General features: G+C 42.2%; 15 protein-coding genes and 1 riboswitch. Of the genes, 11 read left to right on the plus strand and 4 right to left on the minus strand.

Going from position 1 to position 18,042, the window contains the following annotated elements:
- The first annotated feature begins 95 nt into the window (after nucleotides 1-95).
- Nucleotides 96-2,438, plus strand: a complete 2,343-nt coding sequence (locus BLO53_RS06690) for a glycoside hydrolase family 127 protein (protein WP_092059908.1) — start codon at nucleotides 96-98, stop codon at nucleotides 2,436-2,438.
- 37 nt (nucleotides 2,439-2,475) lie between these two features.
- On the opposite strand, the gene BLO53_RS06695 is transcribed toward BLO53_RS06690, so the two are convergent.
- Together BLO53_RS06695 and BLO53_RS06700 are read right to left on the minus strand one after the other, a co-directional pair.
- Nucleotides 2,476-3,030, minus strand: a complete 555-nt coding sequence (locus tag BLO53_RS06695; protein ID WP_092059910.1) for a DUF3793 family protein — start codon at nucleotides 3,028-3,030, stop codon at nucleotides 2,476-2,478.
- Nucleotides 3,031-3,065: 35 nt separating this feature from the next.
- A complete protein-coding gene (locus BLO53_RS06700) occupies nucleotides 3,066-3,488 on the minus strand; it encodes a flavodoxin (RefSeq protein ID WP_026488371.1) in 423 nt (140 codons plus the stop codon).
- 227 nt (nucleotides 3,489-3,715) lie between these two features.
- On the opposite strand from BLO53_RS06700, the gene nagA reads away from it, so the two are divergent.
- The 6 genes from nagA (at nucleotide 3,716) to thiC (ending at nucleotide 9,954) form a co-directional block, all read left to right on the plus strand.
- Complete coding sequence (gene nagA / locus BLO53_RS06705) at nucleotides 3,716-4,966, plus strand: N-acetylglucosamine-6-phosphate deacetylase (protein WP_092059912.1); 1,251 nt, start codon at nucleotides 3,716-3,718, stop codon at nucleotides 4,964-4,966.
- Between the two features lie 134 nt (nucleotides 4,967-5,100).
- A riboswitch (TPP riboswitch) is annotated at nucleotides 5,101-5,205 on the plus strand.
- Nucleotides 5,206-5,504: 299 nt separating this feature from the next.
- Nucleotides 5,505-6,038, plus strand: a complete 534-nt coding sequence (gene thiW / locus BLO53_RS06710) for an energy coupling factor transporter S component ThiW (RefSeq protein ID WP_092059914.1) — start codon at nucleotides 5,505-5,507, stop codon at nucleotides 6,036-6,038.
- Nucleotides 6,039-6,845, plus strand: coding sequence for a hydroxyethylthiazole kinase (locus BLO53_RS06715; protein WP_092059916.1), 807 nt, complete (start codon nucleotides 6,039-6,041; stop codon nucleotides 6,843-6,845).
- The gene (gene thiE, locus BLO53_RS06720; RefSeq protein WP_092059918.1) at nucleotides 6,832-7,476 is read left to right on the plus strand and encodes a thiamine phosphate synthase; all 645 of its coding nucleotides are present in this window, start codon (nucleotides 6,832-6,834) and stop codon (nucleotides 7,474-7,476) included. Before BLO53_RS06715 ends, thiE begins: the two co-directional genes overlap by 14 nt.
- Before the next feature lie 93 nt (nucleotides 7,477-7,569).
- Nucleotides 7,570-8,604: a bifunctional hydroxymethylpyrimidine kinase/phosphomethylpyrimidine kinase gene (thiD, locus tag BLO53_RS19610; RefSeq protein WP_242875325.1), complete on the plus strand. Its 1,035-nt coding sequence runs from the start codon at nucleotides 7,570-7,572 to the stop codon at nucleotides 8,602-8,604.
- A gap of 45 nt (nucleotides 8,605-8,649) precedes the next feature.
- Nucleotides 8,650-9,954 carry a phosphomethylpyrimidine synthase ThiC gene (gene thiC, locus BLO53_RS06730; RefSeq protein ID WP_092060097.1) on the plus strand — a complete coding sequence of 435 codons (1,305 nt, stop codon included), beginning with the start codon at nucleotides 8,650-8,652 and terminating at the stop codon, nucleotides 9,952-9,954.
- 137 nt (nucleotides 9,955-10,091) lie between these two features.
- On the opposite strand, the gene BLO53_RS06735 is transcribed toward thiC, so the two are convergent.
- Nucleotides 10,092-10,865 (minus strand): SDR family oxidoreductase, encoded by a 774-nt coding sequence (locus BLO53_RS06735; RefSeq protein WP_092059920.1) that lies wholly within the window; start codon nucleotides 10,863-10,865, stop codon nucleotides 10,092-10,094.
- A gap of 133 nt (nucleotides 10,866-10,998) precedes the next feature.
- Nucleotides 10,999-11,919, minus strand: a complete 921-nt coding sequence (locus BLO53_RS06740) for an FKBP-type peptidyl-prolyl cis-trans isomerase (protein WP_092059922.1) — start codon at nucleotides 11,917-11,919, stop codon at nucleotides 10,999-11,001.
- A gap of 820 nt (nucleotides 11,920-12,739) precedes the next feature.
- Between BLO53_RS06740 and BLO53_RS06745 the strand changes: the two genes are divergently transcribed.
- The 4 genes from BLO53_RS06745 (at nucleotide 12,740) to BLO53_RS06760 (ending at nucleotide 18,031) form a co-directional block, all read left to right on the plus strand.
- Nucleotides 12,740-13,753, plus strand: a complete 1,014-nt coding sequence (locus BLO53_RS06745) for a LacI family DNA-binding transcriptional regulator (RefSeq protein ID WP_092059924.1) — start codon at nucleotides 12,740-12,742, stop codon at nucleotides 13,751-13,753.
- Nucleotides 13,754-13,964: 211 nt separating this feature from the next.
- A complete protein-coding gene (locus BLO53_RS06750; RefSeq protein ID WP_092059926.1) occupies nucleotides 13,965-15,263 on the plus strand; it encodes an extracellular solute-binding protein in 1,299 nt (432 codons plus the stop codon).
- 138 nt (nucleotides 15,264-15,401) lie between these two features.
- Nucleotides 15,402-16,760 carry a carbohydrate ABC transporter permease gene (locus BLO53_RS06755; RefSeq protein WP_092059928.1) on the plus strand — a complete coding sequence of 453 codons (1,359 nt, stop codon included), beginning with the start codon at nucleotides 15,402-15,404 and terminating at the stop codon, nucleotides 16,758-16,760.
- A complete protein-coding gene (locus BLO53_RS06760; RefSeq protein WP_207648469.1) occupies nucleotides 16,760-18,031 on the plus strand; it encodes a sugar ABC transporter permease in 1,272 nt (423 codons plus the stop codon). Before BLO53_RS06755 ends, BLO53_RS06760 begins: the two co-directional genes overlap by 1 nt.
- Nucleotides 18,032-18,042: the final 11 nt, after the last annotated feature.

Here is an 18,042-nt window from a genome sequence, read left to right on the forward strand (position 1 = left end):
TGAAAAATGCCTATGTTATCATACTATTTATAGAACTGCGAAAATCTATAGTCTTAGAGCAGTTCCTATATCAGATCAAAATCGGGGAGAGAGAAATGTTAAAAGAGTATAAGCTTTCACAAGTACTTCTTACAGATGATTATTGCCAGAATGCCCTTGATAAGGACGTTGCGTACTTAAAAAGCATCGATCCTGACAGGATGCTTTCTGGATTTTATGAAAACGCAGGACTTAGTCCCAAGAAAATGCGTTATGCTGGCTGGGAGAATATGCTTATCGGGGGCCATACAATGGGCCACTACCTTACCGCGGCTTCTCAGGGCTATGCTAATCCCGGAACTTCTCCTGAGGATAAAGAAGCTCTTTTGAATCTTATAAAGAAAATGGTGGATGGCCTTTATGAGTGCCAGCAGCACTCACTTGGCAGGCCTGGCTTTGTATTTGGCGCTGCTATTCTTGATATCAGCAATGTAGAGAAACAGTTTGATAATGTAGAAGAGGGTAAAACAAACATCATAACTCAGGCTTGGGTTCCTTGGTATACGATGCACAAGATCCTGGACGGACTTGTAAACACATATATATTAACTGGCTATGAAACTGCCCTTAAGGTGGCAGAGGGAATAGGCGACTGGAGCTACAACAGGGCTTCTTCCTGGTCTGAGGAGACTCACAGGACAGTCCTTGGAATAGAATATGGCGGCATGAATGATGCTCTTTATAAGCTCTACAAGCTAACTGGCAAGGAGGAACATCTTAAGGCTGCTCACGCTTTTGATGAGGATGAGCTGTTTAAGAAGATAGCCAGCGGAGATAAAAATGTTCTAAATAACCGCCATGCCAACACAACTATTCCTAAATTCCTGGGAGCCCTTAACAGATACATGACTGTTGGTGAAGAGGCTAGTGAATACCTTGAATATGTCAAGGCTTTCTGGGATATGGTAGTTAACAGGCACACCTATGTAACTGGTGGAAACAGTGAGTGGGAACACTTTGGCGAGGATTTTGTTCTTGACGCAGAGCGCACCAACTGTAATAACGAGACCTGCAATACCTACAACATGCTCAAGATGAGCAGGGACCTGTTCCGCATCACAGGGGACAAGAAGTATGCAGATTATTATGAGAATACCTGGATCAATGCGATTTTGTCTTCTCAGAATCCGGAAGATGGTATGACTATGTACTTCCAGCCCATGGCAACAGGCTATTACAAGGTTTACGGACAGCCTTTTGATAAGTTCTGGTGCTGCACAGGTACTGGAATGGAGAACTTTACAAAGCTCTCAGACAGTATTTACTTTACAGATGACAAGGAAATCACAGTTAATCTCTACGTTTCATCAACTCTTACTGATGAGGCAAAAGAGCTGACTCTTATCCAGGAAACTAAGATTCCTATGGAAAATACAGCTCTTTTCACTGTGAAATGTGAAGGAAAGCGCGATGTAAGCCTTAAGTTTAGAGTTCCTGACTGGGCTGCAGACTATACCTGCAAACTTGCTAGTAGCGGTGAGAGTTTTAAGGCAGGAGAAGACGGCTACATTAAGGTTAGCAGAAACTTTGAAAATGGTGATCAGATAGAAATCTCTTTTGCCATGAAGACAGTGGCCAAGGGCCTTCCTGACTGCGACACTGTATTTGCCTTTAAGTATGGTCCGGTTTTATTATCAGCAAACCTTGGTACAGAAGACATGATAGATGGAACAACAGGCGTTGATGTTACGATTCCTACAAATAAGATCGCTGGCAATGAGTACCTGATAGTGCAGGAAGGCACTATCAAGGACTACATAGATAACATCGACAGCTTTATGGAAAGGGAAGAGGGAACCCTTAACTTTACCCTTAAGGGAACAGACAGGGAGCTTGTTTTTGCTCCTCACTACAAAAAGACTAGGGAGCGCTATGGAATCTACTGGTATTTCTTTGATAAGAATACTGGCTCTTGCGATGAAGTAGAGAAGAGAAAAGCAGAAGAGGCCCGCAGAGAGAGCATTATAGATACGGTTCAGCCAGGTTATGGCCAGTATGAAAATGACGAGCTTCATGCCATGGAGGATCATGGCTCAGTTGGCAGTACATCTCAGGGAACAACTAGAAAGGCTACTCCAAATGGCAGCTTCACCTATCACATGAAGGCAGAAGAGGGCAAGGACCTTCTGCTTGAAGTCCACTTCCTTAGAGAAGATAATGGTAAGCCAATTACAATCAAGGTTGGAGATCAGTTTATCTACAACGGCAAGGTTTATTATACAGGTACTTCTGAGGAGTATTTTGTAGAATATCCTCTGCCTAAAGAGATAATATCAAAGGCACTTGAACACAGAACCGTAGCAGGAGACCAGGTTCTTACTGTTCCGGTAACCTTTGGCGGTTCCTTTGTAGTTGAATCTGCAAGAGTATTTGGATTTGTATATTTGAGAAGAGCCTGAAAAAATGGCACCGCGTATAGACTACGTGGTGCCATTTTTAGCTTGTCTTTACTATCATTGAAGATAAGAGTCTTCCTTTTGAAAGACACCTTTTATATACATCTGTACATTTTCGATATCGTGAGAAGATCTTTTCAGCCTTCTCTTTGTCCCCATAAACCTTCCAGTAACCAACGCACTTTACACCCTTTCTGGAGTCCTCCATAAAGCCCTTTACATCAACTGGCGGATATCCAAGAAAAAGACCTATCTCATGGGGAAAAGACTTACTGTTGTGAATCTGATGTATCAGATGGACAATATCTTTTTCTATGGAATTACAGCTATAGCCGTTTTCAAGCAGAATGCATCTGGCTTCCTTACAGGAGAGGTCTTCCCTTAATCTATCTGGCCTGTAAACGTAGAGCAGGACATTCTTTTCCGAAATTCTAAGGGGTACTACCCTCAGGCCTTTTTGCGTAAAGCACTTATTTAATTCGCACAGCTCTTTTTGTATATCAGTAATTAGACTTCGGTCCACTGTGAAAATATTACCTGTCTTTATTCCTGCTAGAGTAGGTGAGCAGTTCTCGACGATGATGCTATCTGGCATTTTGGATGCGATGCCTCCCCAATGATAGTGTTGATTTAAGCGATTGCTCTGCCAAGTGCTGAGCAGTTCTCAAGGTCATCAGATGATGGCGCATTGTTGGCAATAACGCTCTCTGTAACGAGAGTTGCGTTGTCAGATTTGCATCTGTCTTCCCAGTCTCTCATCCACTGGCCATCGCCCCAGCCATATGAGCCAAAAAGAACTACCTTCTTGCCTGAAAGAGAACCTTCAACAGCTGTAAACATTGGATCAAACTCTGATTCCTCAAGGACCTCTGCCCCCATGGCAGGACATCCAAAGGCAATCGCATCATATCCTGCAACCATGGATGAATTAAATTCTGATGGTGTGAACATATCTACAGCAGCACCGCTTGCTTCTGCACCTTTTTTAACAGCTTCAGCCATTGACTGTGTGTTGCCTGTACCGCTCCAATAAACAATTGCTATTTTACTCATACTTTCCTCCTTTGTTGAACATGTTAGCATATGCTAACATTATACAGCAGGTTTTCTATCAGTCAATGCTTGAAATTGATAAAAGATATCAGCTACATTTATATATGAATCATATCAAAAGGATTATCACATAGTGTGTGGGCTGGAGTATAATTATAGTTACATCTAAGATTTCTTGTGGCAAATAAACAAAAAGTTGATTGAAAATTATTCGGGACGTCATAATCATGATAATAAAAAATGTCAGGGTATTTAATAAGGATAGTAAGTTTGAAAAAGGGAGCGTAATCACCTGGGATGATAGAATAGTTAAAGTCACCACTAATGAAGATGGCGAAGTCTCTTCTTATAGCAGTAATGTGAACGAGAACGAAGAAATAATAGACGGCCAGGGCCTTATGGCTATTCCAGGTCTTGTTGATATTCATTTCCACGGAGCCATGGGGCACGATTTCTGCGAAGCAGATCTAGCGGGGCTAAATGAGATTGCGAGATACGAGCTTTTGCATGGAATTACCAGTATATGTCCTGCAACCATGACATTTCCTGAGAATGTGCTTAAAGAGATCATGTTAACTGCAAGAGATTTTGTCATCGAAGGGAATGCGTATAAACATGACAGATCTGATGAAACTGATAATATAGACGAAAAATCCCTCAATGGGGAAAATAGAGATACATCAAAATCTATGTCCACATTGGTAGGTGTCAATATGGAGGGCCCTTTTATCAGCGAGAAAAAGATTGGCGCCCAGAATCCCAAATATGTGCAAAAGCCGGATGTAGGTATGTTTGAGAGACTTTATGAGGCTTCAGGAAGACTCATAAAGCTTGTGGATATTGCTCCAGAAACGGAATGCGCAATTGAATTCATAGAAAAATGTCATGATAAGGTAAATGTATCAATAGCTCATACCGACTGCGATTTTGAGACAGCAGATATGGCTTTTAAGGCAGGGGCAAGGCACGTTACTCACCTTTATAATGCCATGAACCCAATCCACCACAGAAAGCCAGGCCCAATTATTGCTGCTATGGAAAACAGGGCTGAGGTTGAACTTATAGCTGATGGTATTCACGTGGATCCAGCCATGGTGCGCTTTACCTTTAGCTCTTTTGGCAAGGACAAAGTCATACTGATTTCCGACAGCATGGAGGCTACGGGACTGCCAGATGGAGAGTACCAGCTTGGCGGACAGCCTGTCATCAAGAATGGCAAGCTTGCAACCCTAAAGGATAATGGAGATACTGTTGCAGGCTCTGTTACAAACCTTTATGACTGCATGAAGACTGCAGTCTGCGACATGGGTGTGGAGCTTGAGAGTGCCATCCTTGCTGCAACTCTTAACCCAGCAAGGGCTATTGGAATTGATGGAGATGTGGGCTCTATTGAGGAAGGAAAAATTGCCAATATTCTGCTTGTTGACGATGATCTGAACCTGAAATACATAGTAAATAAAGGGCGTATTGTTGAGTGATTGTTACTGCTTAGACAGAAATGCGTACTGTGCTACATATTTTGAGAGAAGATTTACAAACAAGAAAATTCATCGAAAATCTCGACAACCCCTTGCAGAAGGCATTTTATTGTAGTATAAATGATAAGGAAAAATTGAACAGACGGGAGCTTGTATAACAGGCTGAGAGGAAGGTGAGACCTTCGACCGAGAACCTGATTTGGATAATGCCAACGTAGGGACGCCTGATAATAGGAGAGCTTATGCGGATGTAGCCATTTTAGGTTGCATCCGCTTTCTTATTGAATAGGAAATTGCTTTCCTATTCAATAAAAAACGCTCCGCTGTGGATGCGCACCTCGCGGAGATGAAGTTTATTGCTTCGCAATACCGCTCTGGCGCGAAAGAGTCGCTAGCGACTCTTTGTTCTTGCAGAGCCGCTGATATGAAATATGTCAGCTATGCTGACCAGCGGCTCGCAGACGAGTAGAAAGACTAGTCGTCTTCTACTCGATAGCAACCCTAATCCTAAGCTCCTCGTCTGAGAAAAGGGGACAGTATGAAAAAACGTAGTAGCTTATTGAAAATGGTAACTTTAGCAATGTTTGTTGCGATGGGGGTTGTGATTTCTCCAATCCTGAGGGTTGAGGGTATGTGCCCGATGGCGCATCTTATCAACATCACCTGCGCTGTATTTATGGGCCCTGGCTATGCCTTTTTGTGTGCGCTTCTGATTGGTATTATCAGAATGGCCTTTATGGGAATTCCCCCACTTGCCCTTACTGGCGCAGTCTTTGGTGCCGCTTTATCTGGCATTTTCTACAAATTATCAAAAGGTAAGATCATAGCAGCAGTTCTTGGGGAAATCATCGGAACCGGCATTATTGGCGCCATCGTATCCTACCCTGTTATGACCTATCTTTGGGGAAGAGAAGAACTGACACTGTTTTTCTATGTGCCTTCATTTATCATGGGAACCCTTATCGGTGGCAGTATTGCGCTGGTACTTCTCCTGCATCTTAAGGCAACAGGTGTTCTTACCAAGATCCAGAATAGCTTAAAAGACGAAGATAGAAAGGAAAAGGCTGCCTAAATGTCTGATCTTATCCACTGCATCACAAACCCAATAGCCATGAACCTTAGTGCCAATGTGGTACTTGCTCTTGACGCCAAGCCAATCATGGCAGAGCATCCAGATGAGGTAAAAGAAATCACAAAAACCGCTTCAGCACTTCTTTTAAATCTTGGGAACATAAGCGATACCAGAATGGAAGCTATGAAAAGAGCCTTGTCTGTAGCCATGGAAAAAGATATTCCGGTTGTCATCGATGCAGTGGGAGCATCCTGCTCTGAGCTTAGGCGGAGGTTCTTTTTTGAACTTAATACTTTCATAGATAATTGTAGAAAAATGAGTTTAGAACAAGACACAGAAGATCTAAAACTCCTGATCAAAGGAAACTATTCAGAGATAAAGTCTCTCTTTGATGAAACATACAGGGGCAAAGGCGTTGATGCTCAGGAGGATATAGATTTTTCTTCTGTCACAGAAATAAGCATGAAACTATCGGAGAAGTTAAATGCGGCTATCCTAGCTACTGGTAAGAGAGATGTTATGTCTTTTGCCGGAAAACTACTCATAAATGATAGTGGCCATCCTATGATGAGTCTTGTTACAGGCACAGGCTGCGCACTTGGCGCTTCCTGCGCCCGTTTCCTTGCAAAAGAGCAGAGCCTTAGCGCAGTTGCCAGGGCCTGTATTCTCTATGGAATTGCCGGTGAAAAGGCCTACGACAAGGTTTTGGAAAAAGGAAGAAGAGTTGGAACCGGTAGCTTTCAGGTGGCATTTTTGGACGAGCTGCAATTTTTGTATGAGGATGGGCAAAAAGATGAAGAATTTTGATAGAAAGATGATGAAACTTTACCTTGTGACAGATAGTACAGGGCTCTCAGAAGAAGTTTTTTTAGAGAAGGTAAGGGATGCCCTTGAGGGTGGAGTGACACTTTTGCAGCTTAGGGAAAAGAATAAGACCACAAGAGAGTACATGGAGCTTGCCACAAAAGTTCATGATATTACAAAAGAATTCGGAGTGCCTCTTATAATTGATGATCGAATTGATGTTGCCATGGCCATAGGAGCAGAAGGTGTACATCTTGGCCAGAGCGATATGCCTATTGATATAGCAAGGAAAATTGTGGGAGATGACATGATAATTGGTGCCACAACAAAGACTGTTCCCCAGGCTCTTGAGGCTTATAAAAACGGGGCAGACTATCTTGGAGTTGGCGCTATTTACCCCACAACCACCAAGGTTAAGACAGTGCTTACATCAGTAGATACGTTAAAAGAAATCTGCGCAGCAGTTCCAATCCCTGCAAATGCCATAGGCGGCCTTAATAAGGATAACCTTGAGATACTTAAAGGCGCTCCAATAGCCGGGATTTGCGTCGTGTCAGCAATCATGAAGGCAGAGGATTCTGGGAAAGCAGCAAGGGAACTTCTTGTAGCTAGTGCATCACTACTAGTGTACTGACTCATTCATAATTAACTATATTTCTTGTATCTGAATTCATCTACTTCGTCACAAAACAGCACACTAGATATTGCTGGAAGGTAAGGAAAAACCATGAAACAAAAAACAGTACTAACCATTGCAGGGAGCGATCCTTCGGGAGGAGCTGGAATACAGGCTGACCTTAAGACCATGGAAGCCTTTGATGTATATGGTATGAGTGTCATCACGGCACTCACAGCTCAGAACACGCTGGGTGTGTCGGCTGTGATGAATGTTGAACATGCATTTGTTGAAAAACAGCTTGAAGCAGTTTTATCAGATATACAACCTGATGCAGTAAAAATCGGCATGTTACCTGATAGAAACATTATGGAAGTAGTCTGCAGGGCTATTGATAAATACAAGATAAAAAATGTAGTGCTGGATCCAGTACTTAGTTCCACTTCAGGAACAGAGTTATCCAGAAATAGCGATCTGGAATACATGATAAAAGAGTTATTTAAAAGATGCACTCTTATAACGCCCAATATTCCTGAGGTAGAGAAAATAATAAAGAGTATATCCGCTATTTGTCAGGACCAGAGCTTTAAGAATATGTATATTTCATCTGGGGAAGATTATAAAAAGAACTTAGTCAGAATAGATAAAAATATATTCTATACCAATAGTATAGGTGAGGATATCAATAGTATAGATGAAGATATCTGCAGTATAGAAAAAATATCTTCGAAAGAAGATATGGAGTTAGCCGCCCGCATTATATCAGATTTTTGCGGCTGTAGCGTTCTTATTAAGGGTGGACATAGCTCTTTTGCCGGAGATGATAGTTCAGATGATCTTCTCTATCTGATGCCGGGAAGCCGGTATAGTAGTGATGATTTAAACATCGTTGAAATGGAAAATGCATGTGACATGTGGCAAGAACGCGGCGAGAATTTAGGATTCCGGCGCATTTGGCTGACTGGAAAACGGATAGATAACAGCAATACCCATGGAACAGGCTGCACCTTATCAAGTGCCATTGCCTGCGGGCTTGCCAAGGGAAAGACAATAGAAAAAGCTATGAGTCTTGCGAAAGACTATATAACAGAATGCATATCAATGGGGCTTGATTTGGGCCATGGTAGAGGACCACTTTATCACTAATTGATTTTTACAGTAGAAAAAACCTATGAAAAAGGAAGGGAAATTATGGGAAATTATTCAACACAGATGGAAGCTGCAAGGAAAGGAATTATTACCAAGGAGATGGAGAAGGTTGCCAGGGATGAGTACCGCACTCCAGAGGAAATCAGAAATCTTGTGACTAAAGGGCAGGTTGCAATCTGTGCCAACAAAAATCACAAGTGCCTGGAAGCAAAGGGCGTAGGCTCAATGCTCAGGACAAAGATAAATGTAAACCTTGGTGTATCAAGAGATTGCAAGGATTACAATATCGAGATGGAAAAGGTAATGGCAGCTGTAAATATGGGAGCTGACGCAATCATGGATCTTTCATCTCACGGAAATACACAGCCCTTTAGAAAAAAGCTTGTAGAGGAGTGCCCTGTAATGCTGGGCACAGTTCCAGTTTATGACAGTGTTATCCACTATCAGAGGGACTTATCAGAACTTACAGCCAAGGACTTTATAGATGTTATAAGACTTCACGCTCAGGATGGTGTTGATTTTGTAACTCTTCACTGTGGAATTACCAGAAAGACAATTGACCAGATCAAAAAGCACAAGAGAAAAATGAACATTGTATCTCGCGGAGGGTCTCTAGTTTTTGCCTGGATGAGCATGACAGGACAGGAGAATCCTTTTTATGAGTATTATGATGAGATTCTTGATATTTGCAGAGAGTACGATGTGACAATATCTCTTGGAGATGCCTGCAGGCCAGGATGCCTTGCAGATGCCAGTGATGTTTGCCAGATAGAAGAGCTTGTAAGACTAGGCGAGCTTACAAAGAGAGCCTGGGAGAAGGATGTTCAGGTTATGGTAGAAGGCCCTGGACACATGCCAATGGATCAGATAGCAGCTAATATGAAAATTCAGCAGACAATCTGCATGGGAGCGCCATTCTATGTACTTGGACCTCTTGTTACAGATATTGCTCCAGGCTATGACCACATCACATCTGCAATTGGAGGCGCTATTGCAGGAGCAGCAGGAGCAGCATTTTTGTGCTATGTAACTCCGGCTGAGCACCTGGCACTTCCTAATGTTGATGATGTTAAACAGGGAATCATTGCTTCCAAGATTGCAGCTCATGCAGCTGATATAGCAAAAAAAATACCTCATGCCATGGATATTGATAACAAGATGGCTGAGGCGAGAAAAGACTTTGATTGGGATGGACAGTGGGAGTGTGCGATTGATCCAGAGACAGCCAAGGCTATCAGAGCAGACCGTGCACCAGAATTTGATGACACCTGCTCTATGTGCGGCAAGTTCTGCGCTGTCCGCAGCATGAACAAGGCCCTTGCTGGAGAACATATCGATATTCTTTGATGAATCGAGTAAGCTGACAGCTAATCAATCCTGCACACAAACATTCTGCACTTCGTGTTCCATGTCTTTACGACTGGCAAAAAACAAGCTTAACATGCATTCATGTTAAGCTTGTTTGACTTTCAGTACGATATCATTTAGATTGCAGTCCAACCACCGTCGATGTAGAGAATCTGTCCTGTAGTATAAGATGAAGCATCAGATGCAAAGTAAAGAACTGCTCCGTTAAGCTCGCCCTCTCTACCAGCTCTTCCCATAGGGCAGTAAGCTGCAGCAACAGGGTCAAAGCCACCTGTTGAAAGGATATCATTGGTCATCTCACTGCCAAAGTAAGCTGGTCCAATGGCGTTAACTGTAATTCCGCTCTTAGCCCATTCAACAGCAAGAGCCTTTGTAAGCATTTTAACTCCGCCCTTGGCAGCTGCATATGCAGGAACTGGCCAGGTAGTATTAGACATAACAACTTCGGAATGAAGAGATCCTACATTTATGATTTTGCCATAGCCGTTCTTTAACATAACTTTTCCAACTTCTCTGGCAACATAAAAGACTGCATCGAGGTTTGTTCCAAGAACGTTTCTCCAGGTTTCATCAGGAAGATCTGCTGCTGGGGTAGCATCGCCAACACCGGCATTGTTTACCAGGATATCAATCTTGCCATAGTGTTCTTCAACTGCTTTTACCATAGCACGGATTTCGTCTACCTTTAAAACGTCGCACTTATATGCAAAGCACTTAACCCCAAGAGCTTCGATATCTTTCTTGACAGCTTCGAGCTTTTCAAGACGGCGTGCGCATATGGCTATATCTGCGCCTTGTTCAGCCAGCGCTTTGGCAAACTGAACTCCAAGGCCAGAAGATGCGCCTGTAACAAGTGCAACTTTTCCTGTTAGATCCAAAAGATTCTTCATTTCATACCCTCCATTGATAGTTTTTTGCAGTATGCGTAATTTCGCATTACTTTTATACAATTATATCGGTCACATGCAAACACTGTCAATGGTGATGTTTTAACTCAAATAGCGATCATTTAAGGCTTTAATCTCAGGCTTCCTTGATTTCTACAAGTTCAATCTTAAAGTTGAGATCCTTGCCTGCCATCTCGTGGTTGGCGTCAAAAGTTACCTCTTCATCAGTTTTATCTTTTACCAGAACTGGAATTGGTCTTCCGTACATGTCCTGAAGGTAAACTCTCTGGCCAACAGAAAGGCTCTCAGAGCCGGGAAGCTCAGAAATCTTGAGGGTGAATACTGCATCAGGATCAAATTCGCCGTAAGCTTCATTTGGTGTAAGGTGGATGTCTACGATATCTCCAACATTCATTTCAGCAACAGCCTTGTCAAAGCCGTGGATCATCATGCCCATTCCACATACGAATTCAAGAGGCTCGCCTCTGTCATAGGAAGAATCAAACTTCTCACCGTCATTGAAAGTTCCTGTGTAGTGAACTCTGCAAGTCTTACCAACGTTCTTACCTTCAAACAAAGGCTCTGAGTGGCATCCGCTGCATCCGCCGCAACCTCCGCCGCAGCCGCCTTCCTCTTCATCGCTGTGGCATCCACCACATCCGCCTTCTTCATCATGTCCACCGCAGGAATGTCCATCTTCGTGGTCTCCACATGTGTGTCCCTCTCCGTGGTGGTCACAGTTGATACCTGAATCCTCAAGCTCTCCCTTAAGGAAGCTCTCTACTGCCTTGTCTGCATCTCCTGAAGCACCAGCACAGATCTTGATTCCGTTATCTGTAAGCGCCTGATGAGCACCGCCGCCGATACCGCCGCAGATAAGCACATCTACTTCTTCACCAGCAAGAACATTTGCAAGAGCACCATGTCCCTGACCATTTGATGAGATTACTTCTGAAGATACAATCTTGTCATCCTCTACATTGTAGATCTTGAAACTCTCTGTATGTCCAAAGTGCTGGAACACTTCGCCGTTATCATAAGTTACTGCAATACGCATAAATATTTTCCTTTCATATTTGTATTTTTGAGTTATAAATCAAACCGCAACTACAAGATATTACCATATATGTTGACTATATTCAAACTAGAGGAAAATTGCATGCATTTAGCTATTTCTACTACTTTCGTGTAATACAGAATTTGAACATATTTATATGCATTTGAGCAATTTTCTTTTTTCATATAACTCACACCCTTAAGCGTGCTTACACGAAAGTGCAAGAAATATCAAATTCATATAAACAAGCCAAGTAAGTCACAGAAACCAGTTCATGCCTGGCTTATACGAAAGTGGTAGAAATGAGTAAATGCATATAAACAAGCTCCAAGGCCGCTTTACACGAAAACGTAAAAATCATCAAATTCATATAATCCAGCGAAATCAAGCCATTACACGAAAAGTGAACTATAGGCAAAATCATATAAACAAGTTAAACAAGTCACAGTGACCAGTACATTTCAGACTTATACGAAAGTGGTAGAAATGAGTAAATGCATATAAACAAGCTCCAAGGCCGCTTTACATGAAAACGTAAAATTCATCAAATTCATATAAGCCAGTGAAATCAAGCCATTACACGAAAAGTGAACTATAGGCAAAATCATATAAACAAGTTAACAAGTCACAGTGACCAGTACATTTCAGACTTACACGAAAGTGGTGGAAATAGGCAAATGCACTTCTTCTTGACACAACAGCATAATGCTATGTATAGTAAGCATAGGTTAAACGGTTAACTTAAACCTACAGTTTTTACCGGCGATAAAGCCTGGGGTCTTATACCTTAACTTGATCGCAGAATCAATGGAGAGAAGTAGTGAATATAAGAGAAATCGCAAAGAGAGCAGGAGTTAGTACAGCTACTGTATCAAATGTAATAAATGGCAAGCTATCCAAGGTTTCCCAGGAAACCAAGGCCAAGATAGATGAGATCATAAAGGAGACTGGCTACAAGCCAAGTGTAATGGCAAGATCTCTGGTCAAAAAGGAGAGCAGACTCATTGGAGTAGTTGTTCCTTATCTTGGCAAGGATGAAGACTTTTTTACAAATCCCTATAATGCTCATATCATCGCATCTTTAGAGAAATACATAAGGAGAAAGGATTATTACCTCATGCTAAGGTGTGTGGGAGATCCAAGAGAAATATTGCCTCTTTTGTCCTCCTGGAATGTAGATGGTGCTTTCTTTTTAGGTGTTTACAAGGACGAAGTTCCGGAAATCAGAAAACAGATAGATATTCCAATTGTATATCTTGATACCTATGCACCAGGAGAGAAGATAGTGAACATCGGCATTGAGGACTACCGTGGAGGCTATTTGTCAGCCAGATATCTTATTGGGAAAGGCCACAAGAAGCTTGCCCTTGTTACTCCCGACATAGAATCAGAGGGAGTTATAAAGGAGCGCTATAGAGGCTTTTCTGATGCCTGCAAGGAGGCAGGAGTTCCCTTTAAAAAGGGCAATATTTACTATACAACATCCACCTATAATAACGCAGTTGCCGTTGGTCAGGACATTGCCTTTAACAGCGGTGACTTTACAGCTATAGCCTGCATGTCAGATATTGTGGCCTTTGGCGTTATTGAAGGGCTCAAGCAGTGCGGGATCAGGGTGCCATATGATATGTCAGTGATAGGTTTTGATAATCTTCCTGACTGCGAACTAATGACGCCTAAGCTTACTTCTGTTGCCCAGGATTTTGAGTGGAAAGCCAGAAAGGCTGGCGATTACCTCTTTAAAATGATAGAAAGCGGAGTGCAGATAACTGCTGATGAAAGGCAGCATATAAGAGTCTATGAGAGGCAGTCCGTGAGATCTTTAAATGAATGATGCGAAAGCAGTAAACAGATAACCTAAACGCATATGTAAAACTAATAAAAAATTAGTCGTTTCTTCCGGGGGACGGCTATTTTTTTAGCTATAAAATGGAAAATCCCGTTAACGTGTTGACCGGAAAAATGTATTTGGTTATAGTCTTGGTAAACCGATTAACCAATTATTTTTTTATTTTATTTTTTGTTTTAAAAGGAGGATTTCACAAATGAAAGCTAAAAAAATTGGGGCCCTCATGCTGACAAGTGCTATTGCTCTTAGCACTGTAGCAGGATGTGGAGCAGAGCAGGCAAATACTGCAAACGCAGATTCAAAGACATCTGAAACAGCAACAACTACTGCTGGTGATGCAGCGCCTGCTGCAGAAACTCAGGACGTAACACTTAAGATCTGGGTTCCTGAAGAGGAAGTAGATATTACTGATGAGATGGTTAAAAAGTTCGACGAGGCTCACGATGAGTTCAACATAACCTATGAAATTGCAGTTGTAGGTATAGACGAAGCGCCTCAGGCTCTTGGAACAGATGCAGATACAGCTGCTGATATCTTCTATACACCAAGCGGCGGTGTTGGTGATCTTGCTGCAAAGGGACTTTTACTTCCTATAACCAAGGACTTTGATGTTCTTGCTGCAGATCTTCCAGAGAGCGCTATAAACGCTGTAACAGTTGATGGACTTACATACGCAGTTCCATTTTCACCTAATACATTCTTTATGTACTACAACAAGGATTTCTTTACAGAGGAAGAGGTTAAGAGCCTTGACACAATGATGGCAAAAGATCTTGGTGATGGAATGTGGAACTTTAGTACACAGTTTACTAATTCCTGGTACGCAGAGATGTTCTTCCTTGGAAATGGCTGCACACTTTTCGGAGAAGATGGAACTGATGAGACAAACTGCTCATTTAACGATGCTAATGGATTTGCAGCAGGCCAGTACATGATTGACCTTGCTAAGAACCCTAAGTACCTTGAGGATGCAGATGGCGTAGGCGGAAGTGCCTTCAAGGAAGGTAAGCTTGGCGCAGTAACAAGCGGAGCATGGAGTGCACCTGAATTTAGAGAGGCTCTTGGTGATAAGGTTGGGGCAGTTGCCCTTCCTGTAGCAAACATCGGCGGTAAGGATGTTCAGCTCTCTAACTTCGTAGATTTCAAGACTATCACAGTTAAGTCAAATACACAGTATCCTCTCTGCGCTCAGCAGCTTGCAGTATACATGGCAAGTCAGGAGAGCTGCCTTTCAAGATACAACAAGCAGGGTGATGTTCCTGTACTTAAGTCACTTTCTGAGAGTGATGAGATCAAGAATGACATCGTAGCCAGCGCCCTTAACGATCAGGCTGCTCTTGCAACTAACCAGCCAAGTATCGCTAAGATGGGAGATTACTGGGATCCTATGAAGGCCTTTGGTGTAGGTATTTACAACCAGGAGATCACAGAGGCTAATCTTCAGGCACAGCTCGATGCGCTTGTAGACAGCATCACAAGTACACTTACTGAGTAACCAAAGAACAAGCTCCTTAATTTGCGAGGATATGTTCTAGTAAGAATAATTATGGGCAAAGCATGTTGCATTCAACATGCTTTGTTCTTTCCAAAACAATATGTAGTACGACTCTTCAAACACAAAGAGGTTTTAAATATGAAGCTAGTAAACAACAGAAATATCATAACTACTTTTACCAAAGGGGATATTTTTTCAAAGCTGTCTTATTTGATAATGGGACTTTCCAATATCAGAAACGGTCAGGTCATAAAGGGATTTATTTTTGCAGCTATAGAAGCTCTCTACATAGCTTTTATGGCCATGATGGGCAATCACAACCTACACATGATGAGGACTTTGGGTGAGAGCACTCAGGGCATGGTTTACAACGAGAGCCTTGGAATCTATGAAGTAACTAAGGGCGATAACTCCATGCTCATACTCCTTGAGGGAGTAATGACACTTGTATTAACAGGAGCTTTCCTTGCAACATGGCTCTTTTCCATATATTCAGGTGAGAAGGCAAGATCTGCAAGAGCACTTGGCAAAAGAGCAAGCTCCTTCCTTGAAGATATAAAGAGCCTTGCCAACGAAAATGTACATTTTCTGCTTTTGTCAGTTCCAGTACTGGGACTATCTATTTTTACAGTAATGCCACTTATTTATATGATCCTGATGGCATTTACCAACTATGACCAGGATCATCAGCCACCGGGAAATCTCTTTACCTGGGTTGGCATAAAGAATTTTTTTACGCTGCTATCAACTGGTGACAGGCTTTCAAATACCTTCTGGCCTGTACTTGGATGGACCCTTATATGGGGCTTTGCAGCCACTTTTTCCTGCTATTTTGGCGGAATGATCTTAGCAATGATAATAAATTCCAAAGGAATTAAATATAAAAAATTCTGGCGCACCGTTTTTGTTATAACCATGGCTATACCTGGATTCATCTCACTTAGAGTGGTTTCAACAATGCTGGGAGAAAGGGGAATCATAAATGTCCTCTTGCAGCAGTGGGGCTTTACAGAAGCTGCACTTCCATTCCTTACAAGTGTGACCTGGGCCAGAGTATCAGTTATCGTAGTTAACTTCTGGATCGGCGTTCCTGTAACCATGCTGATGGTTTCCGGAATCCTTATGAATATCCCGGGAGAACTCTATGAAAGTGCCAAGATCGATGGAGCTGGGCCGGTTACTATGTTTAGAAAGATCACATTCCCTTACATGTGGTTTGTGACAACTCCTTACATTATCGCTAACCTTATCAGCAACTTTAACAACTTTAACCCAATCTACTTCCTGACAGGAGGAGAGCCGCTTACTCTTGATTACTTCAAGGGCGCAGGCAAGACAGATCTTCTTGTTACCTGGCTTTACAAGCTGACCAAGGATAGTAATGATTACAATCTTGCAGCAACAATAGGCATCATTATCTTTGTAATCTCAGCTGTGTTTACACTTATTTCTTTCTCAAGGTCAGGCGCAATGAAGAATGAGGAGGGCTTCCAGTAATGAACAGACAAAATAAGATAGTTATAGGTTTAAACCTTGATAAGCACCTGTATGGAGTTATTGCAGCCATTCTTTCAGCAATCTCTCTTTTCATGCCCTACATTTCGATTGAAGAGGAAAAGAAATCCCTAGTTGCAGCCTGCATGGAACTTGCAGGTCAGGATACTTTTTCAAGATCATATCTTTTTGTGTATCTGACAATGTTTTTTGCCTCAGTTTCGGCAGTTCTTGCAGTAGTCAGCTTCTTTAAGACAACAGTAGCTTTAGTAAAGATATGGCAGTCTCTTCAGGCTATTTCTACAGTGTTCTGGGGACTTTTAATGTTCTCAACAAGGACTATCTGCAAGGCAGCAGGTCTTTCTGGGAATTTTCTAAATAGAAATCTGGGATACGGCTATTGGCTTGGATTTGTCTTTTCCTTCGTAGCTCTTTTGCTTGTTATGAAGGTTACAAGGACAAACAGAGGATACATTGCACTTACAGTTCTTGGAGCTATCTGGCTCTTTCCAATTCTCTGGATTGTGCTGACAGCCTTTAGAGCAGAGCAGGGCTATTATGTAGGATACTTTATCCCACATGGATTTACCTTCGACAACTTTATAAATCTTTTTACAAATAACAGCGTACTTCCCTTTGGAAGATGGTGGCTCAACACTCTTATTGTTGCAACCTGCAGCTGCGTTATAAACACACTTATTGTGCTTGGAACCTCTTACGTTCTTAGTAGAACAAGATTTGCCGGAAGAAAAGCTTTTATGAACATTCTTATGATAATCGGCATGTTCCCTGGCTTTATGTCACTTATTGCCGTTTACAACATCTTAAAAGGCCTTGGACTTAATCAGTCTCTTATGGCACTTATCGTTGTGAGCGCAGCAGGCGCAGCCATGGGTTATCACGTCAGCAAGGGCTTTTTTGACACTATTCCAAAGGCAATCGACGAGGCCGCAATCATCGACGGAGCATCAAGACTGCAGATCTTTTTGCATGTGACTTTACCACTTTCAAAGTCAATCATAGTCTATACAGTACTTGGCGGTTTTTTAGGAGCATGGTCTGACTACATCTTCCCAAGCATGCTCTTTGGTGACAAACAGAGTTCTTACACAGTAGCCGTAGGTCTTTTCTGGCTTACAGACTTTAAGAGAATTGACACCTACTATACACAGTTTGCGGCAGGAGCAGTGGTTGTTGCTCTTCCTATTGTGATTCTGTTTATCTGGCTTCAGAGATTTTATGTTGAGGGCTTGTCAGGTTCAGTTAAGGGATGATTTTTGAAAGG

The organism is Butyrivibrio sp. INlla14 (genome assembly GCF_900102515.1).
In the GTDB taxonomy this organism is placed as follows: Bacteria; Bacillota; Clostridia; order Lachnospirales; family Lachnospiraceae; genus Butyrivibrio.

Coding starts and splice junctions, on each gene's coding strand:
- BLO53_RS06715 (WP_092059916.1), top strand. CDS start 6,039: ATGTCTGATCTTATCCACTGCATCACAAACCCAATAGCCATGAACCTT.
- BLO53_RS06740 (WP_092059922.1), bottom strand. CDS start 11,919: ATGCGTATTGCAGTAACTTATGATAACGGCGAAGTGTTCCAGCACTTT.
- thiW (WP_092059914.1), top strand. CDS start 5,505: ATGAAAAAACGTAGTAGCTTATTGAAAATGGTAACTTTAGCAATGTTT.
- BLO53_RS06750 (WP_092059926.1), top strand. CDS start 13,965: ATGAAAGCTAAAAAAATTGGGGCCCTCATGCTGACAAGTGCTATTGCT.
- BLO53_RS06735 (WP_092059920.1), bottom strand. CDS start 10,865: ATGAAGAATCTTTTGGATCTAACAGGAAAAGTTGCACTTGTTACAGGC.
- thiD (WP_242875325.1), top strand. CDS start 7,570: ATGAAACAAAAAACAGTACTAACCATTGCAGGGAGCGATCCTTCGGGA.
- BLO53_RS06760 (WP_207648469.1), top strand. CDS start 16,760: ATGAACAGACAAAATAAGATAGTTATAGGTTTAAACCTTGATAAGCAC.
- thiC (WP_092060097.1), top strand. CDS start 8,650: ATGGGAAATTATTCAACACAGATGGAAGCTGCAAGGAAAGGAATTATT.
- BLO53_RS06700 (WP_026488371.1), bottom strand. CDS start 3,488: ATGAGTAAAATAGCAATTGTTTATTGGAGCGGTACAGGCAACACACAG.
- thiE (WP_092059918.1), top strand. CDS start 6,832: ATGAAGAATTTTGATAGAAAGATGATGAAACTTTACCTTGTGACAGAT.
- BLO53_RS06690 (WP_092059908.1), top strand. CDS start 96: ATGTTAAAAGAGTATAAGCTTTCACAAGTACTTCTTACAGATGATTAT.
- BLO53_RS06755 (WP_092059928.1), top strand. CDS start 15,402: ATGAAGCTAGTAAACAACAGAAATATCATAACTACTTTTACCAAAGGG.
- nagA (WP_092059912.1), top strand. CDS start 3,716: ATGATAATAAAAAATGTCAGGGTATTTAATAAGGATAGTAAGTTTGAA.
- BLO53_RS06695 (WP_092059910.1), bottom strand. CDS start 3,030: ATGCCAGATAGCATCATCGTCGAGAACTGCTCACCTACTCTAGCAGGA.